Origin of the sequence: Streptomyces sp. NPDC060198 (genome assembly GCF_042728415.1) — a bacterium.
Taxonomy (GTDB): Bacteria; Actinomycetota; Actinomycetes; order Streptomycetales; family Streptomycetaceae; genus Streptomyces.
Window position 1 is genome coordinate 1 of the sequence record NZ_JBHWZJ010000068.1, and the last position, 25,250, is coordinate 25,250.

The following is a 25,250-nucleotide window of genomic DNA, read 5'->3' on the forward strand; positions in this document are numbered from 1 at the left end:
GCGCCGGAGGGAGCACGGAGCGCCGGATCAGAGCGCCGGGTAGGCGTTCTTCATGAGCTCCTGGAACTGGGCGGAGAACCACTGTCCGGAGATCGGGGCGTTCGGCAGCGCGCCGGAGAGGCTGTTGCCGTTGCGGGCGTTGCCCGTGTAGGTCGGGTCGCACATCCGGTCGAAGCCCTTGCCCTCGTCGTTCGCGATGGCCGAGCTGGAACCGTCGGACTCCCCCGGGGGCTTCATCCAGACGTACGCGTCGATGCCCGGCTCCGGCGAGGCCGTCGGCCGCTCGCCGAGCCCGGCGCCGGACTGGTTGCACCAGTTGCCCATGTGAATGCGGCGGTCGACGCGTCCACCGTCGACGTAGGTGTCCACGCTCGTGGTGCTGCCCGCGGCGGTCGGACGGGCCGTGCCGCCCCAGCCGTTGCGGGAGGTGTCGATCAGCATGCCGATCTTCGAGTCGAAACCGACCGAGACCAGCTTGTTCCGGAAGCCCTGGGCGAACGACAGCTCGTCCGTGTAGCGGTTCCAGTCGACCCACTTCGACTGGCGGACGGAGGTGCCGTTCACCGAGTCGTCGATGGCGAAGAACGGCTCCTTCAGAGCGCTGTAGTTGGCCGTGTTGGTGATGAAGCCATGGACGTCGGCGGGCGTGGCGCCCTCCGCGGTCGCCGCGGCCAGGAAGGTGTCGGCGGAGGGGCCGAAGTTGTCGTCCCAGCCGATCCATCCGTGGTGGCCGGCATCGATGTAGTTGTAGACGTTGGGCGCGTCGCCGAGCTTGTTCAGGGCGTAGCCGACGCCCTTCACGTAGTTGCCGTTGGCCTTCATCACGTCGCAGTTGGCCGTGGCGGTGGCGCGGCCCGAGGTGTTGGTGACCAGGTTGGGCAGGGAGTCGATCTCGACGGTGGTGACGATGCGCAGGCTCGCGTACTTCGAGTCCTTCAGGATCGCCGCGATCGGGTCGATGTACTCGGACTTGTAGCGGGGCAGGTCGTCCGGGCCGAGCTCACCGTTGGAGGCGAGCGCGGCGCAGTCGCGGCCCGGGAGGTCGTAGATCACGAGCTGGACGACCATCTCGCCGCTGCCCTTCTGGGCGAGCGCGGCGTCGAGGTGGTCGCGCAGACCCATGGAGCTGCCCGCGCCCTCGATCGCGGCGATGCGGTCGAGCCACACACCGGTGGGCTGGTCGGCGACACGGCTGCCGCCCGGCTCTGCCGCGGCCTTCGCCGACCACTCCGGGTTCACGTAGACCTTGGCGCCGGCGTACGGGTTGTCGACGAGGGAGCCCGCGGGGGTGCCCGGGTCGGTCGGGTCCGTGGGGTCGGTCGGGTCCGTCGGATCGGTCGGGTCGACCGCTCCGGCGTTACAGGTGACGCCGTTCAGCTTGAACGTCGAGGGCACCGCGCTGTTGCCGTTGCCCGACGCGTTGAAGCCGAAGGAGGCCGAAGCTCCGGTCGCCAGTGCTCCGTTGTACGTGAGGTTCTTCGCGGTCACGGCGGACCCGCTCTGGGTCACCGTGGCGTTCCATCCCTGACTGACCTGCTCGGAGCCGGCGAACGACCACTCCAGCTGCCACGAGGAGACGGCGGCGCTGTTGTTGGTCACGGTCACCGCGGCGGTGAGGCCACCGTTCCACTGGCTCTGGATCTTGTAGTCCACGGAACACGCAGGGGCGGCGGCCGCCGAGGCGGAGAAGGGCCCGGCGGCGGTCCCGGCGGCAGCCACGAGGGCTGCGGCCGCGAGAAGCGCGGTCCGTGATCGATACATGGTGGTGCGGCTCATGAGATTTCCGTTTCCTGTTGGTGGGCCGAGGCGAGCAGGTGGCCCCGCGGCCCGATTCCGTACACGACGGGTGTGCCGTCGTCATCACTGGTCGAGGACGGACCGGAGAGCAGTCCCACGTGGTCCGGATCCGTCCGGGGTTACGAGTCCGCGGTCGTGAACACTTCATGACCCGGCCGGCGGGACAGGTGTTCTCGCCCGGCTGTCCGAAGAAGAAGAGAACGTCGGCGGCGGTGCGGTCGCGGCGGTGGAGCATTCCGGCAGCTCTCGCCCGTGCGGGTGCCGGGCTTCAGCTGGTCGGGGCGCGCTGCTCCGTACGTTCCCGGACGCCGGGGCGGTCGGGGACCGAACCACGCGTCGGGAACCGGCTTTTGGCACGTGGCGTGCGCGAGGAGGGGAGGGCCTGCCGCCGAATCGGCGGTGTACCGGTCCGTGGCCTCACGATGTGGCCGGGCAGTCTTGCCGTGGGTTCTCGAAACTCCGGACGAGATTCCCCGACGGCGTGACGCAATTGTTTCCGCATTTCGTGGATCGATGTTTTCAGGTCCAGTCGGCACTCCTCGGTCAGGGGAATTCGAGCGGTTTGGACGCGCCGTTCCGAGAGGGTGCGGACGGGTGCGTCGTCGGCGGGACCATCGGGAATTCCGGGGTCCCGTGTGTATGAACCCGCCGCCGGAGTGGTCGACTCCGGGGAGGCGCCGGGTGGCGCGGTCCTCGGCGGCGAGCTGAGCGTCCGGGAGGTTCGTCCCGGGCGCACCGGCGGCCGGCGCGGACGAATCGGGGATCCGTCACGTCGGTCGGGTCGGTGGGGTCTGCCGGATCGGGTCAAAGATCCGTGGGGTCGGTCGGATCCGGGTCCGGATCCGCGCTGGAGAAGCGTCGCTGAGCGTGAACGCCTGCGGTTCGATGCCGTGTTCAGAGCCATACCGCTGTCGATGGAGCCCGCCGGGCCTCTCGCACCCGCTGCGAGAGAACCGTTCTGGGATCCATCGGCCGCGGTGACGGTCCCGCCGGACCGCGACCACCGGGCGTACCGGCTCCGAGCCGCTGCCCGGTCGTCGGGCAGGAGTCGAGCCCGAGATTCCAACCAGCAGAGGAAGAAGCCGATGCGATCAGTCGGGTGGTCTCCCGGAAGTCACCCTGCCGCTGCCGGTGAAGGTGTGGTCCACCGTGCGGAGAGAGGTCGTTCCGGAGGCCCGGGCCACGGGTCCGGCGGTGAAGCCGGCCGTGGCCGGAACTGCTCCGTGAAGCAGGCGTAACACGTACTGCGCATGTGGACGGAAAGTGGAGGGTGTTGCCTGAGCGACTCCGTCAGGCCGGGTGTGCCCCCTACGGCACACCGACTGATGGAACCGCTCCCACTGGTCGGCCATGACGTTAGAGCGTCAACTGATGTTGGTCAACAGGCCAGTTCTGAACTCGATCAGTCGAATTTATTCGACTCTTCAAGTCTCTTGACTCCGAATTTCCGTCTCCCCATGCTGGGAGCGCTCCCACTGGTTCAAGGCTTGTGTTCAATTCCCGCACACCCCCTGCATCCCCCGCATGATCGTCAGATCCGAGAGGAGGAACCCACGCATGCCATCGGGACGCGCACGAAGTACGTGGGCATCGACACGACCCGGGAGAACCGGGAAAAGCGGAGCGCGCTCGCACCGGGTGCGGACCGTGCTCGCGACGGCACTCCTCCTTCTTCCGGCGGACGACGGCCTTGGCCGGAACGCAGGCACAGGCGGCCTTCGTCCGGTGCGGTGCCGGCTGCAGGACCGGCGACCGGAGCTCGGGCCGCACCGCCGGGCTCACCCTCACCAACCGCGGTGCCACGGCCCTGGGCGGCTGACCCCTCACGCACCAGCAGGCGGGGAGCAGGCGGCTCACGAACTGCCGGCACGGCACCCGGTCCCAGGCGGGCAAGGCCGTCACCTCTTCGACGGCAGGTGGGACCACCGCCAGGCCGGCGCCGGCACCGGGGGCCCGGGACCCGCGCCGACCACAACCGCTTCGACGACCCGGTTCACGCCCCCAGTGGCTGGACCGGCACGATGCCGAACGACGAGACCGGCGACGGCAAGTCCACCTTTCTGTCACTCCATTCCTTCTCCAAGAACTACCCGAAGCGGCCGGAGGTGCAGGCCCACCCGGACGGCGGGGCCGCTCCGGTCCTCGTCCACCGGGCCGGGCCCGGCAGCGCACTCGCCCCGGGGGCGTATTTCGACCTCCTGGAGTGAGTGATCCGAGCAGGCGGAGGTGCGGGTTGAACGGGACGCCCCGCACCTCCGCCGTTCCACCCCCCGGCGGGCCCGCCCCTGGCCCGCCGGGGACACCCGTTCGGACCCCGGTGGATTGCCCCCCGGGGCGCGCCGCGCCAGGTTGGCGGTGACGTCTACCGAGCCGGAGACGCCCCGAGAATCCGCCGAGGAGGAGCCGCATGGCCGACGGTCGGTGGAGCCCGGGACACGTCTCACCCGAGGTGGCGGAGTTCCAGCCCGTCCTGGACGTCGTGGAGCCCGCACGCCAGCGTCGGCTCACCGTACTGCTCCGGTTCCTGCTGCTCCTGCCGCACTTCGTCGTCCTCTTCTTCCTCTCCGTCGTGGCGGCCGTCATGGTGGTCGTCGGCTGGTTCTCCGCCCTCGTCCTCGGCCGTCTGCCCGACCCCGTCTTCCGCTTCCTCGCGGGACGGCTCGGCTACCAGACGCGCGTCCTCGCCAACGAGATGCTGCTGGTGGACCGTTACCCGCCCTTCTCGTTCCGGGCGCCGGGGGACTACCCCGTGCGCGTCGAGGTGCGCCCCACCGGGCTCAACCGGCTCGCCGTCCTTTTCCGGCTGCTCCTGATGATCCCCGCGCTGGTCGTCCAGGCCCTCGCCGTCACCGGCTGGTTCACCCTCTCCTTCGTCTGGTGGCTCGTCACCCTGATCCTCGGCCGGATGCCGAAACCCCTGTTCGAGGCCACCGCCGCCACCCTGCGCTACCAGATGCGGTTCGAGGCTTACGCGTCGATGCTCACCCCCGCCTACCCCAAGGGCCTCTTCGGCGACGACGGCCTGGAGGCCGTCCCGCACGGCAACGGTTCCGCGACCCGCCCGCTGATCATGGGCCGGGCGGGCGGGATGCTCGTCGTCCTCTTCCTCGTGCTCGGCCTCGCGAGCAGCGTCACCTGGTCCACCGTCCCCCACGACGACCAACCCTCCGGCACCTACCGGCTGCACCGGTGGAAAGGCTTCGCGATCCGGGCCGCCGCCGGGCATCATCGCCCGATGACATGGACAGCGCCTGAACCCGGACCCACACCCGACGCCCTGAACGCCCCGGAGCGCGAGACCCTCACCTCGTTCCTCGACTCCTACCGCGCGGGCCTGCTGCGCAAGTGCGCCGGGCTGACCGGCGAGCAGCTGGCGCGGCAGACCACCGAACCCTCCAACCTCAGCCTGCTCGGCCTCGTACGGCACATGGCCAAGGTCGAACGGATCTGGTTCCGCGAGAGGTTCGCCGGACAGGACCTGCCACCGATGTACGATCCGGCCAAGGGCAAGGACGCGGACTTCGAGGACCTCGTCCCCGAGCGTGCCGAGGAAGACTACGCACGCCTGCTGGAGGAAGTCCGGCTCGCGGACGAGGTGATCGCCGCCGCTTCGCTCGACGACACCTTCGTCCATCGGGGGGAGACGTACTCACTTCGACTGATCCACGTCCACCTCATCGCCGAGTACGCCCGGCACTCCGGCCACGCCGACCTGCTGCGGGAGCGGCTGGACGGTGTGACCGGCGACTGAAACCCGTACGAGTCCTCCGGGAACAGCGTGAGTTGGGGGCGCGCGGGTGGACTGAACGGGCGTGTACGGGTCAGACGAAGAGCATGACGTCCACCGGTACGGAACCAGACAGCTCCGAGCGGCGCGGCGACGGGCCCGCCGCCCGCCCGCCCGCGAAGAAGCGGGGATGGGCCAAGGCCCTCGGCATCTGCGCCGTGGTCTTGGCCCTCCTGTTCGCAGGCACCCGGCTCAGCCTCGTCCCTGGCCTCGGCGACTTCTTCGGCGAGCGCACGAACGACCGCTCGGGTCCCGCCGTGCTCAAGTCGATCCAGGACATGAGCGCGTACGAGGCGGCCTCCGGCAACTTCCAGGTCGTCGTCGACCTGGAGAAGGACGCCAAGTTCCTCCCCGACGCGATCCGGGGGACGCGCACGCTGTACGTCGGCGCGGGCACCGTCGGTGCCTCCGTCGACCTCGGCAAGGTCGCGAAGGACGGGGTCGTCGTCGACGAGGACCGCACGGAGGCCACGCTCACCCTGCCGCACGCGGTCCTCGGCAAGCCCGCCCTCGATCCGGACCGGTCCTACTCGGTCTCCAAGCAGCGCGGTCTGCTGGACCGCCTGGGCGACTTCTTCTCCGACAACCCCGGCAGTGAGCAGGCGGTCAACAAGCTCGCCGCCCAGCACATCGGTGAGGCAGCGAAGGAGAGCGGCCTCACCGCACGGGCCGAGAAGAACACCGCGAACATGCTCAAGGGCCTCCTCACCTCGCTCGGGTTCACGAAGGTCACCGTCACCTTCGCCGGTCCCGGAGGCTCCTGAGGGCTGTCGGGCTGTCGGGCTGTCGGGCTGTCTCCGCGGGGAGCTCTCCGAACGGACGGTGTCGGCGCGTGAGATGCTCAGCGGCGTGATCAGCGAAGTCGACGAACCACGTAGAGAACTTCTCCTCCGGGACGATCTGGAGGCGGCGGACGTGGTGAGCGCACACCGCGAGGCGCTTCGTGTCCTGCGGGACAGCATCGACTCCGCCCACTTCGATGCCTACAGCGATGCCCCGTGGCCGCGCGAAGTGGTGCCGGCGTACGAGCGTGCGTCGTCGATGGCCGAGCACCGCGTGGCCGGGGGTGTCCGGCCGGCGAAGGGCGATCACGGGATGGGAATCGACGTCGACGTCCGCGACGACGCGCAGTTCGACGTCCTCCTGGCCCTGATCCCTTTCACGATTCACGCGGAGGGGTGGCGACAGGGCCGGGAGATCTTCAGCGCGAGTGACACGGGCACGGCCCTGATGATCGCCGTCACGGCGCAGCAGGAGGCTCTGCTCATGTCGCGTCTCAGCGCGTCGGGTGTGCCGGCGACGGCGTTCACGGGCCAACCCCGCGGCCGACAGGGCCTGTTCGCGCGCTGGTCGCGGCGCCGGTCCGCGTAGCGGCCCGATGGGCGGGCGTGGTTCCGTGGGCGCGTGTCGGCTCACGGGACCACGCCGGTGCGGCCCGAGGGGGCCGGCGGCGCTGCTCGCCGAAGATGTCCGAGGCGATCGGACACCCCACCACCCGCTCCGGTGACGGCTGTCCATCGTCAACGAGCGGAACCACACGCCAATCTTCGTACTTCCGTTCGGTGCTTCATGGTTGTCATCCGGTCGTCGTGCGCTCGGGCGGTCCTCTTGCCAGAGTGGACGGATGAACACATCCGATCTGCTGACCGACGCCTTCGGCCGGGTACGGGACGCGGTGCACGCGGCGGCGGAAGGGCTCTCCGCCGCTGAGCTCAACGCCCGGACCGACGACGGTGCCAACTCCATCGCCTGGCTCGTGTGGCACCTGACCCGGGTCCAGGACGACCATGTCGCGGACGCTTCGGGAGGAGAGCAGGTCTGGTACACCGACGGCTGGGCCGACCGGTTCGGCCTCCCTTTCGACCGTGCCGCCACCGGATACGGACATACCGGCGAGGAGGTCGGCGCCGTGCGGGTCGCCTCCGCGGATCTGCTGCTCGGCTACCACGACGCCGTCCACGAACGCACCCTGGCCTTCGTCGGCGGACTCACCGGCAAGGCGCTGGACCGCATCGTCGACGAGGCGTGGTCCCCGCCGGTGACCCTCGGTGTCCGGCTCGTCAGTGTGGTGGCCGACGATCTCCAGCACGCCGGCCAGGCTGCGTTCGTGCGTGGGGCGCTCCGGCGGACCTGAGACGGATGATCGATCGCTCCGGGTGCGTAAAGACCAGGTCAGAGGTGCGTATGCTCCCGGGTTCGCACACCGGTGCGAGCTCGGGGCTGCGGTGCCATACTCGAAAGCAGCCAGTAGGCAGGCTTGGCATTGTCGAAAGGCGAGACGTCATGAACTGGGCATCGTGGACAACCAGTGGCGTCTTCGCGGGAGCCGGCGGAGTGAGCACCGCCGAGGTGGGCATCGTGACCGGGGATCTGACCGTGCACACGACGTGGTCGGACGAGCAGGCGGCCGTGGCCGTCCAGTTCAGCGGATCCTCCGATTGGTTCACCATGGCGGGCAGCCCCGTTCCGTGCTTCTCCGAAGAGGAGAGCCGCACCTTCCATCAGTGCGTCGTCGAGGCCGTGCGCGCGGGGTCGGGCGCGATGGTCCCCCCACCGAAGGGCGCACCCGCCCAGGCGCCACCGTCGATCGCGTAGTGGGCGGAGCCGCCCCGGGCACCGCCTAGAGTTGCTCACGCAACCGTATCGAGCGGATACGGAGGGTGAGCAGGGTCGAGGAGCGGTGCGATGACAGGGGCGGACGTCTTGCGGAGGAAGCAGAGAAGGCGAACCGGGCCGAAGAAGCAGCGCCCCCTGTGGGTGGAGATCCCGCTGCTGGTCGTCGTGGCGCTCTGCCTCGCCCTGCTCATCAAGACATTCCTGGTCCAGGCGTTCTCCATCCCCTCCGAATCCATGCAGAACACCCTGCAGGAGGGCGACCGGGTTCTCGTCGACAAGCTCACCCCCTGGTTCGGCTCGGAGCCCGAGCGGGGCGAGGTCGTGGTCTTCCACGACCCCGACGGCTGGCTCACGGGCGTCGCGGCCCAGGAGCCGAACGTGGTGCAGCAAGCACTGACCTTCGTGGGGCTGATGCCCTCGGCCCAGGAGAAGGATCTGATCAAGCGGGTGATCGGAATCGGCGGAGACACCGTCGAGTGCTCCGGAACCGGTCCGCTCCTGCTCAACGGGAAGGCGCTCGTCGAGCCGTACGTCTATCCGGGCAACACCGCGTGCAGCCCGGGCGGGGACGGCGAGTTCAAGGTGACCGTCCCCGAGGGGAAGATCTGGGTGATGGGTGACCACCGCCAGGCCTCCGCGGACTCCCGCTACCACCAGCACGACAAGAACGACGGCATGGTCCCCGAGGACGAAGTGGTCGGACGGGCAGTCGTGGTCGCCTGGCCGGTGGGCCGCTGGGCGACCCTGCCGGTCCCGGCGACCTTCGACCAGCCGGGCATCGAGTCGGCGGCGGTCCCCGGCGGGCCGGGCGGTGTCTGACGGGCGGCGGACGACCGCCGGGCAGGTGAACCGCGCGGGGACCGGCTAACCGAAGCGCAGTACGTAACGCCGCTGCCACGGAGTCTCCACCGCACTCGGGTGGTAGTGCTCCCGGACGAAGTCGACGGCGTCGTGCGGGAGCACTCCGTCCAGTACCGCCAGACACGCCAAGGCTGTCCCCGTGCGTCCCCGCCCGCCCGCGCAGGCCACCTCGACCCTTTCGCCGGCGGCCCTGGTCCACACCTCGTCCAGCAGGTGGCGGGCCGCCGAGCGGTCGGCCGGGAGCCGGAAGTCGGGCCAGCGCAAGAATCGTGACTCCCACGCCACCGGCTCGGGCTCACGGCCCAGCAGATGGACGGAGAACTGGGGCACCTGCCCCGCGGGCAGCGGCCGACGCAGGCCGCGGCCCCGGACGAGGCGCCCCGAGGGCAGACGAAGAACTCCCGGGGCGGCCGCATCCCACGTTTCGCTCATGCCCGTACCCTACCGAGTCGTCATCGAGCCGATCCCGGTACGAATCCTCTCCCGCGCCCGTCCGTCGCGGGGATGCCCGCTCACTGCCCGGGAGCCGTCTCCGGGCCTTCCAGGGGACGCGCCAGCAGCGGAGCGCCGGGCACCTGATGGCCACCACTGGCCAGCATCCGCACCTCGCCCCTGGCGCTGATCTCGGCGCGGACGATGCCGGTCTCGTCCTCGTACACGGGATGCCCCCCTGCTCCGGCGCGCCCGGTCATCCGGACGACGACGACGTCGTCCTCCGCGCCGAGCGTCTGGAAGATGAGTTCGAAACGTTCCGGATAGTCCATGTGGGCCTCCCGATCGGGCACGACGGACGCCGGACCCCTTGGATTCCATTGTTTCTCAGCCTGGCGCTCAGCGCCCGGTCAAGGGAAGGGTTCGTACGTCGCTTCGACGGCTGCCGCCCGGTACCGGGGGCCGGGACGCAGGTGCGGCGGACACGGGCCCAACGGGCGGAGCGGTCCTGTCGATCGGGTGACTCGTCGGAGAGGCACACCATGACTGCTCGCCGACCGGGCTAGGCATGCGCACATGAGACTTGATCCCCCACAGACGAACCGTGTCTTCTCGCGTGCCCGCACCCTCCGTGCGGTCGGCGCCGTCGTGTGCGCCGTCGTCGCCTCGGCGATGGTGACGGGCTGCGGAACGGACGGTGACTCCGTCTCGGCGTCGGCCACTTCGGAGGCCGCGAAGGTCGTTCCGCACCAGGCGACCACCAGCCCGTCTCCCTCCGCCAGCCCGTCCCCGACCCAGCTGAGCCAGGAGCAGCAGAAGCGGAAGGACGTGCTCGACGCCACGAAGATCACCTTCGACAAGGCGGCCAAGGCCGCGGTGGGCGCGGTCTCGGGCAGCAAGCTGGTCGACCTGGAGCTCGGCGGGCTCGACGACGACGACAACGCCAGTGGCAGCCCCAGTCCGACCGGCAGCCCGAGCCCGACGAACAGCCCCAGTCCGACCGGCAGCCCCAGCCCCACGGGCAGCCCGAGTCCCACCGGCAGCGCCAGTGACCCCGAGTGGGTCGCGGAGGTCGCGGAGAAGGACGGCACCGCGCACACCGTCCGGATCAACGCGGTCACCGGGAAGGTCCTGGACACCACCGAGGACGACAACCAGGACGCCGACGACAAGAGCCGGCTCGCCGACATGATCGGCAAGGCCACCCAGACACCGGAGCAGGCGGCGAAGGTGGCCACCGACAAGCAGAAGGGCTGGGTCACCTCCATCGCGCTGGAGGAGAACGACGACGACGTCCTCGTCTGGCAGGTGGACGTCGTGGACTCCTCCTGGAACCAGACCGACTTCGAGATCGACGCGGCCAAGGGAACGATCGTCGGTGAAGTGACCGAGGAGACCGAAGGAAACTGATAGTCCGGTCTTTACCTCCGATTCGGTGGTGTGCCGCCTGGCGCGCCACCGAATCGCTGTTCCTTGGGCAGTTGTGCCCGGTCGCCCGTGCACCGGGTGGGTGCCTCCCGGTGCTCGCGCCGCCGGCAGCCCGGGGGCGCCGGACACGTCACGCCTGATGTCGCTCGGGGCGCAACGCGTGGGCCAGACCGTGCTCCGCGGTGTCCTTGAGCGCCCGGTCGTAGGCCGTCTCGTACGCCGAGTGGCCGGCCGCCTCGCGCGCGAGGAGTTCCCACCGGTCGCGGATCGCTCCCAGCTCCGGAGTACCGCGGTGCGGGTGGCCGACCATCCGCCAGAAGGTCTGCCCCGTCCCCAGGGTGCGCGCCGCGCCCACGCCGTCGCCCTGGGCGGCGATGGCGCCGGCGAGCAGATCGAGCGCAAGCGCGATCCCCAGACTGTCCCGGAGCTGATGCTTACTGGCGAGCATGGCGCGGGCATGGACCTCCGCGTCCCGCGGCCGCCCGTGCATCATGTGTATGAGCGCCAACTGGTGGTCCGCGTAGCCGCGCGCCCAGCGGTCCCCGTACTCCAGACTGATCAACTGGAGCCCGACGGCGTCCTCGTACGCCTCGTCGAGCCGGCCCAGGGCCGTCAGCGCGAAGAGCCGTATCACCCGGCAGCGCAGGACGGACGGAGCGGCGGAGGGTTCCACCGGCAACTCGCGCAGCGCGCCGTCGCTCACCGCCAGCGCCGCCTGCGGCCGGCCCGCCATGAGGTGGTTGAAGCTCACCGTGTGCGCGGCGGAAAGGATCGATTCGGCATCCGCGTCCTCCCGCGCGGAACGGGCACACTCCTCCCCGACCTCGGACGCCGTCCCGTGGTCCCCCTGGAGGGTGAGGGTGACACCGAGGGCCCACAGGGCCCGGGTCCGGTCTTTGCCGCCGCTCGGGTGCAGGGCGAGTACCCGTTCCAGGTACGAACGCGCCTGGTGGAGGTGACCGCAGCAGCTCCAGAACAGCCCGGCCTGCCCCGCCATGCGCAGAGCCAAGGCCGGGGAGGCCACCAGGAGATGGTCCAGAGCGGCCGACAGGTCCGTGTGGCTCTCGTCCATCCGCCGGTAGCGGGCGAGCTGACGGGGACTCAGCCACCCTCGGTGCGACTGGTCCGCCACATCGGCGAAGTGCACGGCGTGCCGGTCGGCGAGCACCCCGTCCTCCGCCAGTTCCCTCAGCCACATGGCACCGTACTCGCGCAGCGTGTCGAGCATGCGGTAGCCGGCGCCGTCCCGCTGGAGAACCGACTGCGCGGCGAGTCTCTCCAGGCCGCGTGCCACCTCGTCCGTGGTGAGCGGTCCGCCGGAGCAGACCACCTGTGCGTCCGTCAGCCGGATCCCTCCGTGGAAGACGGAGAGCCGGGCCCACAGCAGCCGTTCGAGCGGGGTGCAGAGTTCGTGGCTCCAGCCGACCGTCGTCCGCAGTGCCCGGTGACGCCTGGGCCAGGTCGTGTCGTCCACGAGTGTGTCGAGCCGCGAGCCGAGCAGTTCCAGGAGCTCCTCCACCTCCGACTCCCGCAGCCGGGCACAAGCGAGTTCGACGGCCAGCGGGATGCCTTCGAGGCGCCGGCAGATCTCGCCCACGGCGGCCGCCGCCCGCGGCGCGTCGAGCCGCCGGGCCGGGGCGGTGAGCGCGGCCCGTTCACGGAAGAGGCGTTGCGCGTCGCTTCCGGTGGCCAGCGGCGGTACGTCCACCGCGTACTCGCCCGCGACGTCCAGGGGTTCCCGGCTGGTCGCGAGCACAGTCAGCCCCGGCGCCGCGGCGAGCAGCCTCTCCACCAGATCACGGCAGGCCGTCAGGACCCGTTCGCAGCAGTCCAGGACGAGCAGCAGCCGCTGGTCGGCGAGCCATTCGCTGAGCGCCTCCACGGGGCGGCGCCGGCTGTGGTCCAGCAGACCGACCGCGTCGCAGACCGCGGTCGTCAGCGACGCGTCACCGTGCAGGTGCGAGAGGTCGGCCCAGCACACACCGCCCGCGTAGCGAGCCGCTATTCGGTCCGCCACGTGGAGCGCGAGCCGGCTCTTGCCGATGCCGCCGGGGCCCGTGAGAGTGACCAGCCGGTGTTCGTCCAGTGCCCGCTCGGTCCGGTCCAGTTCACCGCTCCTGCCGATGAAACTGGTCGTGACGGCGGGTGGGTTGCCCATCACGGGGTCATCCTGCCTCCCCCGGCGGCGTGTCTTCCCCCCTTGCGAGGAAGCAATCAAAAACGGCCGACATGTGACGCTCGGGCAGACAGGAAATGGCGTGAATGTCCGTGGCGCGGCAGGGCCGGAGCGCTCTCGCACGGAGCCGGCCCGGCGCACGGCCCCCGGTCCCGTACACCAGGGGCCTCGTCCCCGCCGGCTCAACGGTCACCTCGGCGCCCGACAGCCGCTCAGGGCCGCAGGACCAGCTTGCCCATGGTGCGGCGTGCGAGCAGGTCCTCGTGCGCCCGCCGGGCCTCGGCCAGCGGACGGACACCGCCGGTGAGGGGCTTCAGCCGGCCCTTGACCGTCAGGTCGAGAAGCTCGCCGAGCGCCGTCGAGAAGGCGCCCGGACGGGAGAGCGACCTGCCCAGCTGGAACCCGGTCACCGACGCGTTCAGCATCAGGAGCCGACCCGTGTCCAGCGGTGCCGGCGCGGACCTGGAGGCGTTGCCGTAGGTGACGATCCTGCCGTGCTCCGCCAGCGAGGCGAGCCCCTGGTCGAAGTACGTGCCCCCGGAGGCGTCCAGCACGATGTCCGCCTTGCCGGAGTGCGGGTACTCCACCGCCTCGTCGGCCCCCGCCGCCAGCGCGGCGGCACGCTTCTCGGGCGTCGAGGCCACCGCCACCACACGTCCCGCGCCGAACTCCCGCGCCAGCTGGACCGCCAGATTGCCCACGCCTCCGGCGGCGGCATGCACCACCACGCTCTCGCCGGGCACCAGCCGGGCCGCCGACTTCAGCAGGTGCCAGGCGGTGAGCCCCTGGGTCAGCAGCGACAGCGCCTGCCCGGCGTCGAGTTCCTCCGGAAGGCCGACCATCGTGGCGGGATCGGCGCTCACCCGCTCCGCGTACCCGGCCCGCACCTTCGCCAGGACCCGCCGGCCGTCCTCGGTGCGCGCGACGACCTCCGTACCGGGAACGAACGGATGGCCGCTCGGGGCGGGATACGTGCCGTCGGTGACCAGGGTGTCCACGAAGTTCACGCCGGCCGCCTCGACGTCGAGCAGCAACCGCCCCTCCGCCGCGACGGGATCGGGCACCCGGACGTACTCCAGGACCTCGGGGCCGCCGGTACTGCGGACTTGGATCGCGTGCATGCGTGTCACCGTTTCGACGGGGGAACAGAAACGTCCACCTGCCCCGACAGCGCCGGGAACGAGGCACCGGGCACGCTATCGAACGTCACCGGAAGGTCCCAGCTGGGCCGTCCCAGCACGTCGAACACATGATGGGCGCGGTCCGGATCGGTGGAGAGCACCCGCAGCACCCCGGGCACGGCGATGCCGGGCAGGACCAGACGGTAGAGGTCGGAGGCGAGGAGGAGCAGACTGTCCGGCCGGTCCACCGTGGTGGAGACGAGCTGTAAGCCGGTGAACGCTCCCACCAGCACGTTCGCGGTCTCCAGAGGATCGATGTGCTCGAACACCTCGCCCTGGCAACGCCCTTCGGTCAGCAGGTTCGCGATGACGTCCCGCCACTGCGGCCACGGTCCGCCGAAGAACGGCCGCGCGTTCTGGTCGGCGGCGAGGCGTGCCGCACCCTGGAGTAACGGCTCACGGGGCAGCCGGTACGCCAGGAGAAGTCCCAGATCCACGATGGCCTGCATCTTCACCGGGTTCTCCGGCTTGATGATGACGGCGTGCTGGAGCACCGCGTGCGCCAGCGCCTCCTTGCCGGAGAAGTGGAAGTACAGGGCCCCTTTGGTAACTCCGGCCAGGGACATGATCTCGCTGATGGTGGACGCTTCGTACCCGTTCGACGCGAACACCACCGCCGCGGCTTCCAGCACGGTGTAGCGCGTTCTGATGGCCCGCTCCTGCTGCGCCAAGGCCGACTCCTTCGGTCCGCTCGCCCGGTCCCCCCTGCCGCGCGCGGCGCGTCTCGGAGGAGGGCGGGCGCGAAAACAGGCGCGCCGGTATGTTACCCCCGCTCGTGGGCGCTGACCCCCCTGGCCGTGACGGCATGGAGGAGGCCGGGACCCTCGGGGCAAAGACGGTTCCCGCACCCGCCGGTGGCCGGTCCGCGCGTCCCGCCCGAGCGGCTGTTCCCCCTCGGCGATCACTCGGCGGACGGCTGCCTGTACGGTTTTCGGACCGGCCAACCGGCCGGCGGGTGAACGGAGCAGGGCACACATGGGATCGCTCAGGGGCAGGACGGCGCTGGTGACCGGCGCGAGCCGCGGCATCGGACGCGGGATCGCCAGGCGTCTCGCCGCGGACGGCGCACTCGTCGCCGTCCACTACGCGAGCAACGAGGAGGCAGCCGCGCGGACCGTCGCCTCCATCTGGGACGACGGGGGGCGCTGCTTCCCGGTGCGTGCCGAACTCGGCGTCGACGGAGACGTCAGAGCCCTGTTCGACGCCTACGACGCCGGCGTGCGCGGGCAGGGGGCCGGCCCGGGGCTCGACATCCTCGTCAACAACGCCGCCGTCAGCATCTCCGCACGCATCGCGGATCTGCGCGCCGAGGACTTCGACCGGCTGATCGCCGTCAACACCCGCGCGCCGCTCTTCGTCATCCAGGAGGCGCTGAAGCGGATGGGGGACGGCGGACGCATCGTCAACATCTCCTCCGCCGCGAGCAGAAGGGCCCTGCCGCGCACCCTCGCGTACTCGATGAGCAAGGGAGCGGTCGACTCGCTGACCCGCACCCTGGCGGAGGAACTGGGCCCCCGCGGCATCACGGTGAACGCCGTGGCGCCCGGTTTCGTCGAGACGGAGATGAACTCCTCCCGGCGCGCCACCGAGGAGGCGCGGAGCGCGATCGCCGCGCTCTCCGCCTTCGACCGGATCGGCCGCCCCGAGGACATCGCCGACATCGTCGCGTTCCTGGCGTCCGACGACTCCCGGTGGATCACCGGTCAGTACATCGACGCCACCGGCGGCAGCAAACTCTGAGGCGGCAACCGCCGACGGGCCGCACATCGACGGCCCTCGCCCGTCCGAAGGAAATCCCGCTCCACCCGGCCTTCTGCCGCAGGCCCGCGAAACCGCCGCGGTGGTCCACCCACACCCCCGCCACGCCGCCGTCCCCTGCCTCGCGCCTGGTCCAAGGCCTCGGCGCCCCGTGCCGCCACCCGGTCTACCGCGAGGGCAGAGGGACGACGAGGCACGTGCTGGTGGCGTGCGCGAGGAGCCGGTCCGCCCCGTCGAACAGCTCGGCCTGCGCGAGGCAGGTGGTGCGGCCGCTCTTGAGGACCGTGCCGACCGCCCGCACCGTGCCGGTCTCCGCGGTGATCGTCCGCAGGAACTTCACGTTGAGATCGAGGGAGGTGTAACCCACCCCGGCGGGCAGTACCGAATGGACGGCGCAGCCGGCCGCCGAGTCGAGCAGGGTCGCGTACACGCCGCCGTGGACACTGCCGATCGGGTTGTAGTGCTCCTCGCCCGGCTCCAGGGTGAACACCGCCCGCCCGGCGTCCACCTCCGTGATGCGGAAGCCCATCATCCGGCTGATCGGCGGACTGGGGAGGCGCCCGGCCACGAGATCGCGCAGGATCTCCAGTCCGCTCGCCGTGCCCACGGCGGCGGCCGAGACCGTGGGATCTTCCCATTCGTACGTGCGTGTCCGGCCCATCCGCTGTGCTCCCGCCGCTCGTTCCATCAGACCCGACAAGTAAAGCCCAGAGCTGTCCGACGATTTCTGGTGGGCACGCGGCGACGGATTGGGCACCCGGAGGTTGACCGACGATGTGTCGCGCACCCGCCGGGAGCCGCGGGACAGCCCTCAGGAGGTGTCCCGCTGCCGTGACCTGCTGGGAGTCCGCCGGATGCCCGTGTACCCATCTCTGGCCCGTGCCCTGGGCGAGGTTTTGGTCGACGTCCTGTGGTTCATCGAGGGGTGCGAAGACGAGCAGATGGATCCGGACGACGCGGTCAAGGTCCTGGAGGGCGTCGGCCACCGGGTCAGCACGTTGTCGAGTGGTCAGCGGAGCGAGTTCGTCGATCTCCTGGGGACCATGGCCGAAGCCGAGTCAGACCCGACGCGGCGCGAGTTCCTGCAAGGGTTCCCGGAAGACTTCGGACTCTTTGATCACGCGGTCCGAGCCGGGCTCACGAGTAGAGCAGCACGCGCTCGCTCAGGAGATGGAACCCGGCCCGGCCGAGCCTCTGGTGCTTCAGCAGCCTGATCCGGTCGGCGTGTCCTTCGACGACGCACTACCGCGTCGGAAGGGTGCGGGTCCGTCTGCTCACGGCTGGCTGACGGTGAGGAGCGACTTGATCGCGCGGCGCTCGTCCATGGCCGCGTAGGCATCGGCGACGTGGTGGAGGTCGGTGGAGAAATCGAAGACGCGTCCGGGGTCGATCGTTCCGTCCAGGACGTGCCGCAGCAGCTCGGGGATGTAGTGGCGGGCGGGAGCGACGCCGCCCTTGATGCCGACGTTCTTCCAGAAGAGGGTCTTGTACTCGAACTTCTCGTAGAGCGGGACGCCGACGGCGCCGATCATGCCGCCGGCACGCACGATGCCGGCGGCCGTCTCGATGGACTGGTCGGTGCCCACGCATTCCAGCGCGGCGTCGACGCCGGCGCCGTCCGTGAGGCCGAGGACGGCCGTGACGGCGTCGTCACCGCGCTCGGCGACGATGTCGGTGGCGCCGAACTCCTTCGCGACGGCCTGCCGGTCTGCGTGACGGCTCAGCGCGATGATCCGGGTGGCGCCGAGGAGCTTGGCGGCCAGTACGGCGGAGAGGCCGACCGCGCCGTCACCGACGACGGCGACGGTGTCGCCCTGCTTCACGCCCGCGCTCACGGCGGCGTGGTAGCCGGTGCACATGACGTCGGAGAGCGCGGTGAAGGAGGCGAGCTGGGCGTCGGTGAACCCGTCGGCCGGGGCGGGGACCTTCACGAGGGTCGCGTCGGCGAAGGGCGTGCGGACCTTCTCGCCCTGGCCGCCGTCGGTGTCGCCGTTACCGAAGGCTCCTCCGTGCTCGCAGTTGGAATCGAAGCCGGACCGGCAGGCGGGACAGGTGCCGTCGCTGTAGGTGAAGGGGGCGATGACGAAGTCGCCGACCACGAGGTCCCGCACGTCCTCGCCGACCGCCTCGACGACACCCACGTACTCGTGGCCGATGCTGCCCACCTTGTGGGAGTTGATGCCGCGGTAGTACCAGAGGTCGGAACCGCAGACACAGCCCCGCACGACGCGGACGACGGCGTCGGTCGCCTCCTGGATCGTGGGGTCGGGGCGTTCACCGAGCTCGATGTGCCTCTCGCCGCGGAATATGGCTGCCTTCATGACTGTCTCCTCAGATGTCAGATGTCAGATGTCAGATGTCAGGTGGGGGCGTGACGTCGCAGGTCGGCGCGGACCCGCTCGGGGGCTGAAGCGCGGCCGGCGGTGGCACCGTGGTTCCTCTGCGGGCCGTACAGGTACAGGTCAGGCTTCGGGGATGGCGCGGCCGAAGTCGGCGAGGGTGACGGCCTCCGGCTCCGGGCCGCCGCGTCGGCCGGTCCCCAGCATGTCCAGGGCAGCCAGATCGTCCGCGGTGAGGTCGAAGTCGAAGACGTCGATGTTCTCGGCGATGCGCTCGCGCTTGGTGGACTTCGGGATGACCGAGCGGCCCTGCTGGAGTCCCCAGCGCAGGAGGACCTGGGCCGGGCTCTTGCCGTGGGCTTCGGCGATCCGCGTGACGGCGGGATCCTGAAGGACGCTCCGACGGTGCTCCCCGTAGCCCGGGTAGAAGGTGATCCCGCCGATGGGAGACCACGCCTGGCCGAGGATGCCGTGCGCGTCGCCGAAGTCGAGGACGGCGCGCTGCTGGAAGTAGGGGTGGATCTCCAACTGGTTGACGGCCGGGACCACATCGGCGGCGTCGAGCAGCCTGGTGAGGTGGTCGGTCATGAAGTTGCTGACACCGATGGCCCGGACCTTGCCGTCGGCCAGCAGCTTCTCCAGGGCGCGGTAGGCGGCGAGGGTCCGGTCGAACTCGGACGGCAGGGCCTGGTGCAGGATCAACAGGTCGATCCGGTCGACGCCGAGCTTGGCGGCGCTCTTGTCGAAGCCGTGCAGGGTCTCGTCGTAACCGTAGTCGCTGATCCAGATCTTGGTCTCGACGAAGACCTCGTCGCGCGGGACGCCGGAGCTCCGCAGGGCCTGGCCCACCTCGCGCTCGTTGCCGTAGGCGGCGGCAGTGTCGATGTGCCGGTAGCCCAGTTCCAGTGCGGCCGTGACCGCGGTAATCGTCTCGTCGGGCGGGGTCTGGAAGACGCCCAGTCCGAGGGCGGGCATCTCGACGCCGTTGTTGAGGGTGAGGGTCTGCATCACAGGAGCCTTTCGGTGCGGGTGGCCCGGGCGGGCACGATCAGGGTGAGAACGGTGGCGACAGCAGGACGAGCAGGACGGTGGAGCAGGTCAGCGCCATGCCGGAGCGGGCCGCGATGTCGGCGGCCCCGTGACCGGTGCAGACGGTGGCGGCCACGGCGGTCAACAGGCTCAGGGCCAGGGCGCTGCCGATCTGGCGCACGGTGTTGACCACGCCCGAGCCGGCCCCCGCGTCCTCGGGTGCGACGCCGTCGACGCCGCTGGAGGTCATCGGCGCCAACGACGGCCCCTGACCGGCACCAATGATCATCATGGGCAGAGCCACACCCGTCAGACAGGGCGTGAACAGGTCCAGCCGGCTCAGCCAGGCCATGCCCACGGTCGTCAGCACGACGCCCGCGGCGAGGACCCGGGGCCTGCCGAACCGCTCCAGCAGTCGGCGCACCCTCCCTGGGCCGAAGGTCCCTCCGGGCGTGCCGGTCGGCGCGGTGCGCCCGACCTGTCGAGGTTCGGCACGTCCGGACACATCGAGTCGGCGACCGGCCCGGCAGGGGACCGCCGGTGTCGTGGGTGGCTGCTGTGCGCACGTCTTCCTCGCGTCGATCGGGGGTGCGGCCCGATTCCCGGCCGCCAGTCTGTCGCTCCTTCCAGGTAACGGCACATCGAGGGGCCAGTGGGAGTCACTGCTCTTCCAGGTACTGGCAGTACCTCGCAGGCTTGTCCAGGCCGACCTACCGTGGAGGAGCCGGCACACCGCGCAGGCCGACCGGGAGGAGTCCGCCATGCCTCGCGTACTGGAGGTCAGGGCCCGGGCCTGGGGCGAGGCGACCGGCCCACCCGGGCCTCTGTCCCCAAAGCCCGGTGCCCACACTCGCCCGGGCAAGGCTCGGGACGAGTCCCCATGGCGGCTCGCGGCCGGGAGCAGTCCGCCGAGGGCGCGACAGTCAAGGACTCAGGAATCGAGCATGACCGACCACAGCAAGAAGGACGTCGCCGCCGAGGTGCGGGAGTTCCTCAGCACCCGGCGTGCCAGGATCACCCCCGAGCAGGCCGGTCTGCCGGTCTACGGCGGCAACCGCAGGGTCGCGGGCCTGCGCCGCGAAGAGGTCGCCATGCTGGCAGGCATGAGCGTGGACTACTACGTACGACTGGAGCGCGGCAACCTCGCCGGCGCCTCGGACTCGGTCCTCGAAGCCCTCGCACACGCCCTGCAGCTCAACGAGGCCGAACGCACCCACCTGTACGACCTCGCCCGGTCCGCGACCCCGTCCGGCCGGCGAGCGGCAGTGACCTCGTCGCGCGTCCGGCCGACGATCGTGCGGCTGCTCGACTCGATGACGGGTGTGCCGGCGTTCGTCCGCAACGCCCGCTTTGACGTCATGGCCGCCAACACCCTGGGCCGGGCGCTGTACGCGCCGCTGTTCGACTCCCCGCTGTTCGCGCAACGCGGGCCGGTCAACAGCGCCCGCTTCATGTTCCTCGACCCTGCCGGCCAGGACTTCTGGGTCGACTGGGACAAGGGCGCCGACGACGCCGTCGCCTTCTTGCGCACCGAGACGGGCCGCGCGCCGCACGACAAGGCCCTCACCGACCTGATCGGAGAACTCACCACCCGCAGCGGCGACTTCGCCCGCAAGTGGGCACGCCACGACGTGAAGTTCCACCGCTCCGGCGTGAAAAACCTCCGCCACCCGCTCGTCGGCGATCTCTCCTTGCCCTACGAGGCGATGGAACTGCCCTCCGACCCCGGGCTGCGCCTCAACTTCTACACACCCGAGCCGGACTCCCCGGAACGAGAGGCTCTGGACCTGCTCGCCAGCTGGACGACCACAGACAGGGTCGTCCCCTCCAGCAACGACTAGCCCGTGTGGTGAAAGTCCCGCCTGTCCGGCTACGCCTGGCATGCACACTCGCCGCGTTGTCGGGATCGCCCGGATACATCCAGTATCGGAGTTATCCTCCGCCTTGCGATCGCACGCACCGGACGCCGCCGGACCCGCCCTCCGGGCGGACAGCGTCACTTTCACCACACGGCCCGACCCCCACACTCAAGAGGAGCACTCCATGCGTTACCGACCGCTGGGCCGTACCGGCGTCCAGGTCAGCCCGCTGTGCCTGGGCGCGATGATGTTCGGCCCCTGGGGCAACGAGGACGAGGCCGATTCGATCCGCATCATCCACCGGGCGCTCGACGCGGGGATCAATTTCGTCGACACCGCCGACGTGTACTCCGCCGGCGTCTCGGAGGAGATCGTCGGCAAGGCGCTCCACGGCCGCCGCGAGGACGTCTTCCTGGCCACCAAATTCTTCATGCCCATGGACGCGGCCGACCCCAACCAGCGGGGCGGCTCGCGGCGCTGGATCATCCGCGAGGTCGAGAACTCCCTGCGGCGGCTCGGCACCGACCACATCGACCTCTACCAGGTCCACCGCCCCAGCCCGGACACCGATGTCTCCGAGACCCTCGGCGCTCTCACCGACCTCGTCCGCCAGGGCAAGGTCCGCTACATCGGCTCCTCCTCCTACTGCGGCTCGCAGATCGTGGAAGCCCAGTGGACCGCGCGCGAACGGAACCTGGAGCGGTTCGTCACCGAGCAGCCGCCGTACTCCGTCCTCGTGCGCGGCATCGAGGAGGACGTGCTGCCCACCGTGCGCCGCCACGGCATGGGCACCCTCACCTACAGCCCGCTCTCCGGCGGCTGGCTTTCTGGCCGCTACCGCAAGCACGCCACCGAGGGACCGGCCTCCGCCGCCCGCCCCCAGGCCCGCTTCGACATGGGCACCCCCGCGAACCGGCGCAAGCTCGAAGCCGTCGAACAGCTTGCCGTCCTCGCGGAGAAGGCCGGCCTCTCCCTGATCGAACTCGCCGTCGCGTTCGTCATCAACCACCCCGGCGTCACCTCGGCGATCATCGGGCCGCGCACCATGGAGCAGTTGGAGGCGTTCCTCCCTGCCGCGGACGTCACCTTGTCCGCCGACATCCTCGACGCCATCGACGAGATCGTCGCCCCTGGCGTCACGGTCAACCCGGTCGACAACAGCTACGGCGACTCCGAGCTGCGAGCCGACCAGCGGCGCCGCTGACGCGAACCGGCGCAGCCGGTCACGGCCTCGGCGGTGAGCCGGCTCACCGCCCGAGGCCGGCGAACAGCGCGGGTCGGTCGGGAACCTCCCGTCAGTAGGAGGTGCGGCGCGGCAGCCCGTGCTCCTCACGGAGACCGTTCTCCGTGGTGTAGTTCTCCATCAGTTGGTTGAGGAGGAAGACGGTCGCCTCGGGGTGGCCGCTGTCGATGCCGACGGTCTCCAGTTCTTCGGGATGGGGCCGGCCCGGGGCGGCCCCCACCGCCTGCGTGAGACTGAGTCCCCGCTGGTTGTGCAGAGCGTGGATCAGTTCGTGCCCGTAGGTGATGAACGCTGGTGTCACCGGGTCCTGCGGTCTGCGTCCGGTCACGGGGTCCGCGCGTCCGGGAATGCTGTCGCGGTAGTTCTGCTCCAGGGACATGTTGCTGGCCGACGGCGTACCTGGAACAAGGCTGCCGTTCTGCAGGAGAGCACGCCCCAGGTTGTTGTCTACCGGACCCACCTGAGCGTCGTCGTGATACGCCCCCGGCGCCATTCCGAGGGCTTCGCCGACCTCCGCCAGGCGGTCGGAGGCAATGGCGCTGATTCTCACCCCGGGCGCATCGGCGTTGCCGACACCAGACAGTCCCTGGAGGAGTCCGCGCCCCATCGGCCGGGACATCAGGCGTGCGTTCATGGAGTGCACGGATGTCCTGAACTCCGGTGTCGTCGGATGATTCCTTTCTCCCTGGTCCGTCACGCTGATTCCGGTATTGGTGCTGAGCCGGGTCCAGGTCGTTCGGGCCATCGCCTCGGCGTCGTCGTCGGCGAGCCCGGTCATGTAGGGCTGAAGGGCGTGCGTGACGACGAAGCCGGTGTATCTGTGGTGTTCCTGCTGGATTTCATCCATCACGGCCGCCATCAGGTTTCTGGCGTTGTCAGTCGCGGTGGCGGTGGCCGTGAACCATGCGTAGACCTCGTGCTCAAGAGTGTCGAGCGCCTGACCCCAGGCGTTCGCCGCCTCCTGCGTCGGTTCGGGCCTGTGGTGGTCCGACCTGATGGAGGCCAGGCGATTCCGGAAGGTGCGGGCCTGGTTCTGCACACGGGCCCAGGCGATCATGCGCTGGACCGGGACATCCTGACCTGCCGATTGCGCGGAGGCAGGGGACTTCGCCAGGGCGGTGACCGGCCTGCCGGAGACGACCTCGTGGGCCACCGCTTCCGCCTCCCGCTCGAAGCGGTCGGACGGGTCGGAGACGGCGAGCCCCGCACCGTTGTCGGTGCCCGCGACCGGCCCCTGGCGTTGCTGGATCACATGGGTCAGTTCATGCGCCAGGGTGTGGCGGTCCGCCCCGCCCTCGCCGATGACCACATGGCTGCCGGAGGTGTAGGCACGCGCGCCGACCTCGGCAGCCGACGCCCTCGCCACCGAGCCGTCGTGGATGCGGACATCGGAGAAGTCCGCGCCGAGCCGGGCCTCCATGTCCGTACGGGTGGTGTCGTCCAGCGGGCGGCCGGGTGCGCGCAGCACGTCGTGAACGCTGGAGCGCTGGACGGAGGCCGCTCCCGGTTCGGCCGCGGCGCCGGAGCGGTGTCCGCAGCCTGGCCCGTGCTGGTGCTGGGCGTACGGGTACCCGGCGCGCTGGAGCATCCGCACCACCGCCATGTTCCCGGCGGTCCGCTGGAGGGGCAGGGAATCCTTCCGCGAGAGCGGAGCTTTCTGCGGGGTCTGCTCCTGCCGTTCGCCCGGCGCTGAGGTCGTGCGGTGCTTCTGCATCACGGGGGGTGCCGTCTCTCAGTCGGATAGGGGTTGCCCCTCCCATCCCAGCGGACCCTCCGGCCCGATGGAAGGAACCGAAGGGCAGACCCGGGGGCAGCTCGCGCTGCCCAACCCGGGGGAGGCGGCGCCCGGGGCGTGGCACACCGTTCCCGTACCCCTGAAGGGAACGGCTCCGGCCCCCCTCGTACGGGAGGGGACGGCCATCGGAGATCTTCCCAGCAGCCGGCGCGGCATGATCTCGAGAGGTGTTCAGGTGCATCACCGGACGGGTGCCAGGATGGGGGAGTGGACGAGTGAGCGTGAGCGGTTTGCGGTTCAACGCACCGCCTGACTCGCTGTTGCCTCAAGGGTGGGTTCCCTCGGACGGCCGCAACCTGATCCCTCGTGGCCGCCGCCTCCGCCGGGCTGGCAGTTGTGGTTGGCCGGGGACAGCATCGTCAAGCTCGGCATGACCCGGCGTCTCGGAACCCCTCGGCCGTCGTTTTCAGCGTTGCCTCTCCGGGGTGAGGACGGCTCTGGCGATGGCGCTCACGCGGTTGGGGCTGATGCGGGATCTCCGGAAGATCTGCCAGGACTTCAGTCGTGCCATGCCTCGTTCGACGGGTGCACGGGCTACGGACAGGGCTCGGTCAGCGGTCTGCTCGGTGGTGGTGAGTTCGCCGCCTGGTGGGCGGCGCTTGGCGGTGGTCACCCAGTCACCGGCGCCGATGTAGGCCATGTCGGCGAGGATCGGGACGCCCTGCCGCGCGCAGATCCGAAGGATCTTGTGGGTGCGGGCGGCTGTCAGCTCGTCGGTCCGGCCCGGAAGTGCCGGCGACAGCCGGAGGATCTTCCCGCTGGGGTCGGTGACGACTTGCACGTTCACCCCGTGCCGCTTGTGTTTCGAGGAGTAGTCGGCCCTGCCGTCGCCGACCCGGTCGCACTCGGCGAGGGTGCCGTCGAGCAGGATGAAGTCGGGATCGTGCTCGCGCAGCGTCTTGAGCGGACCCGGTGCTCGTTCGGCGAGCAGGTCGACGACCGCGCGGGT

At 70.3% G+C, this 25,250-nt stretch carries 23 protein-coding genes and 1 pseudogene; 12 read left to right on the top strand and 12 right to left on the bottom strand.

What is annotated here, in order from left to right:
* Positions 1-27 precede the first annotated feature (27 nt).
* Positions 28-1,761 carry a glycoside hydrolase family 6 protein gene (locus ACFWEP_RS11965; RefSeq protein ID WP_387369075.1) on the bottom strand — a complete coding sequence of 578 codons (1,734 nt, stop codon included), beginning with the start codon at positions 1,759-1,761 and terminating at the stop codon, positions 28-30.
* Positions 1,762-3,254: 1,493 nt separating this feature from the next.
* Between ACFWEP_RS11965 and ACFWEP_RS11970 the strand changes: the two genes are divergently transcribed.
* From ACFWEP_RS11970 to lepB, 8 genes and pseudogenes are all read left to right on the top strand, one after another.
* A complete protein-coding gene (locus ACFWEP_RS11970; protein WP_387369077.1) occupies positions 3,255-4,004 on the top strand; it encodes a glycoside hydrolase family 48 protein in 750 nt (249 codons plus the stop codon).
* Between the two features lie 200 nt (positions 4,005-4,204).
* A pseudogene (locus tag ACFWEP_RS11975) lies at positions 4,205-4,942 on the top strand (DUF4389 domain-containing protein); the annotation flags it as partial.
* 90 nt (positions 4,943-5,032) lie between these two features.
* Complete coding sequence (locus tag ACFWEP_RS11980) at positions 5,033-5,548, top strand: DinB family protein (protein WP_387369079.1); 516 nt, start codon at positions 5,033-5,035, stop codon at positions 5,546-5,548.
* Positions 5,549-5,631: 83 nt separating this feature from the next.
* Positions 5,632-6,348 carry a DUF4230 domain-containing protein gene (locus ACFWEP_RS11985; RefSeq protein WP_387369037.1) on the top strand — a complete coding sequence of 239 codons (717 nt, stop codon included), beginning with the start codon at positions 5,632-5,634 and terminating at the stop codon, positions 6,346-6,348.
* 73 nt (positions 6,349-6,421) lie between these two features.
* Entirely contained in the window at positions 6,422-6,955 is a 534-nt protein-coding gene (locus ACFWEP_RS11990) for a hypothetical protein (protein ID WP_387369039.1), read from the top strand.
* Between the two features lie 253 nt (positions 6,956-7,208).
* The gene (locus ACFWEP_RS11995) at positions 7,209-7,718 is read left to right on the top strand and encodes a DinB family protein (protein ID WP_387369041.1); all 510 of its coding nucleotides are present in this window, start codon (positions 7,209-7,211) and stop codon (positions 7,716-7,718) included.
* A gap of 149 nt (positions 7,719-7,867) precedes the next feature.
* The gene (locus tag ACFWEP_RS12000; protein ID WP_387369043.1) at positions 7,868-8,179 is read left to right on the top strand and encodes a hypothetical protein; all 312 of its coding nucleotides are present in this window, start codon (positions 7,868-7,870) and stop codon (positions 8,177-8,179) included.
* A gap of 90 nt (positions 8,180-8,269) precedes the next feature.
* Positions 8,270-9,019, top strand: a complete 750-nt coding sequence (gene lepB, locus ACFWEP_RS12005; RefSeq protein WP_387369045.1) for a signal peptidase I — start codon at positions 8,270-8,272, stop codon at positions 9,017-9,019.
* 45 nt (positions 9,020-9,064) lie between these two features.
* Here the strand turns inward: lepB and ACFWEP_RS12010 are convergent, their stop codons facing one another.
* Both ACFWEP_RS12010 and ACFWEP_RS12015 read right to left on the bottom strand, forming a co-directional pair.
* On the bottom strand, positions 9,065-9,493 hold the full coding sequence (locus ACFWEP_RS12010; RefSeq protein ID WP_387369047.1) for a protein-tyrosine phosphatase family protein: 429 nt from the start codon (positions 9,491-9,493) through the stop codon (positions 9,065-9,067).
* Positions 9,494-9,573: 80 nt separating this feature from the next.
* Positions 9,574-9,825 carry a DUF6296 family protein gene (locus ACFWEP_RS12015; RefSeq protein ID WP_387369049.1) on the bottom strand — a complete coding sequence of 84 codons (252 nt, stop codon included), beginning with the start codon at positions 9,823-9,825 and terminating at the stop codon, positions 9,574-9,576.
* A 244-nt stretch (positions 9,826-10,069) separates the two neighbouring features.
* Between ACFWEP_RS12015 and ACFWEP_RS12020 the strand changes: the two genes are divergently transcribed.
* Positions 10,070-10,903, top strand: a complete 834-nt coding sequence (locus ACFWEP_RS12020; protein WP_387369051.1) for a PepSY domain-containing protein — start codon at positions 10,070-10,072, stop codon at positions 10,901-10,903.
* Positions 10,904-11,051: 148 nt separating this feature from the next.
* Here the strand turns inward: ACFWEP_RS12020 and ACFWEP_RS12025 are convergent, their stop codons facing one another.
* The 3 genes from ACFWEP_RS12025 to ACFWEP_RS12035 form a co-directional block, all read right to left on the bottom strand.
* Complete coding sequence (locus ACFWEP_RS12025; protein ID WP_387369053.1) at positions 11,052-13,079, bottom strand: ATP-binding protein; 2,028 nt, start codon at positions 13,077-13,079, stop codon at positions 11,052-11,054.
* Between the two features lie 230 nt (positions 13,080-13,309).
* The gene (locus ACFWEP_RS12030; protein ID WP_387369055.1) at positions 13,310-14,218 is read right to left on the bottom strand and encodes a zinc-binding alcohol dehydrogenase family protein; all 909 of its coding nucleotides are present in this window, start codon (positions 14,216-14,218) and stop codon (positions 13,310-13,312) included.
* 5 nt (positions 14,219-14,223) lie between these two features.
* Complete coding sequence (locus ACFWEP_RS12035) at positions 14,224-14,949, bottom strand: ScbR family autoregulator-binding transcription factor (RefSeq protein ID WP_387369057.1); 726 nt, start codon at positions 14,947-14,949, stop codon at positions 14,224-14,226.
* A 304-nt stretch (positions 14,950-15,253) separates the two neighbouring features.
* Between ACFWEP_RS12035 and ACFWEP_RS12040 the strand changes: the two genes are divergently transcribed.
* Entirely contained in the window at positions 15,254-16,018 is a 765-nt protein-coding gene (locus ACFWEP_RS12040; protein ID WP_387369059.1) for an SDR family oxidoreductase, read from the top strand.
* A 184-nt stretch (positions 16,019-16,202) separates the two neighbouring features.
* On the opposite strand, the gene ACFWEP_RS12045 is transcribed toward ACFWEP_RS12040, so the two are convergent.
* From ACFWEP_RS12045 to ACFWEP_RS12060, 4 genes are all read right to left on the bottom strand, one after another.
* Positions 16,203-16,697 carry a PaaI family thioesterase gene (locus tag ACFWEP_RS12045; RefSeq protein ID WP_387369061.1) on the bottom strand — a complete coding sequence of 165 codons (495 nt, stop codon included), beginning with the start codon at positions 16,695-16,697 and terminating at the stop codon, positions 16,203-16,205.
* Between the two features lie 613 nt (positions 16,698-17,310).
* Complete coding sequence (locus ACFWEP_RS12050) at positions 17,311-18,357, bottom strand: zinc-binding dehydrogenase (protein ID WP_387369063.1); 1,047 nt, start codon at positions 18,355-18,357, stop codon at positions 17,311-17,313.
* A 141-nt stretch (positions 18,358-18,498) separates the two neighbouring features.
* Positions 18,499-19,383 carry an aldo/keto reductase gene (locus tag ACFWEP_RS12055; protein ID WP_387369065.1) on the bottom strand — a complete coding sequence of 295 codons (885 nt, stop codon included), beginning with the start codon at positions 19,381-19,383 and terminating at the stop codon, positions 18,499-18,501.
* 40 nt (positions 19,384-19,423) lie between these two features.
* Entirely contained in the window at positions 19,424-19,828 is a 405-nt protein-coding gene (locus ACFWEP_RS12060) for a hypothetical protein (protein ID WP_387369067.1), read from the bottom strand.
* Positions 19,829-20,348: 520 nt separating this feature from the next.
* Here ACFWEP_RS12060 and ACFWEP_RS12065 point away from each other — a divergent pair.
* Together ACFWEP_RS12065 and ACFWEP_RS12070 are read left to right on the top strand one after the other, a co-directional pair.
* A complete protein-coding gene (locus ACFWEP_RS12065; protein WP_387369069.1) occupies positions 20,349-21,245 on the top strand; it encodes a helix-turn-helix transcriptional regulator in 897 nt (298 codons plus the stop codon).
* A 202-nt stretch (positions 21,246-21,447) separates the two neighbouring features.
* Entirely contained in the window at positions 21,448-22,467 is a 1,020-nt protein-coding gene (locus ACFWEP_RS12070; protein ID WP_387369071.1) for an aldo/keto reductase, read from the top strand.
* Positions 22,468-22,558: 91 nt separating this feature from the next.
* Here ACFWEP_RS12070 and ACFWEP_RS12075 read toward each other — a convergent pair whose 3' ends face one another.
* Both ACFWEP_RS12075 and ACFWEP_RS12080 read right to left on the bottom strand, forming a co-directional pair.
* Positions 22,559-24,220 (bottom strand): DUF4157 domain-containing protein, encoded by a 1,662-nt coding sequence (locus ACFWEP_RS12075; RefSeq protein ID WP_387369081.1) that lies wholly within the window; start codon positions 24,218-24,220, stop codon positions 22,559-22,561.
* Positions 24,221-24,707: 487 nt separating this feature from the next.
* Positions 24,708-25,250 (bottom strand): transposase family protein (locus ACFWEP_RS12080; protein ID WP_387369073.1); only part of this gene is annotated, 543 nt, incomplete at its 5' end.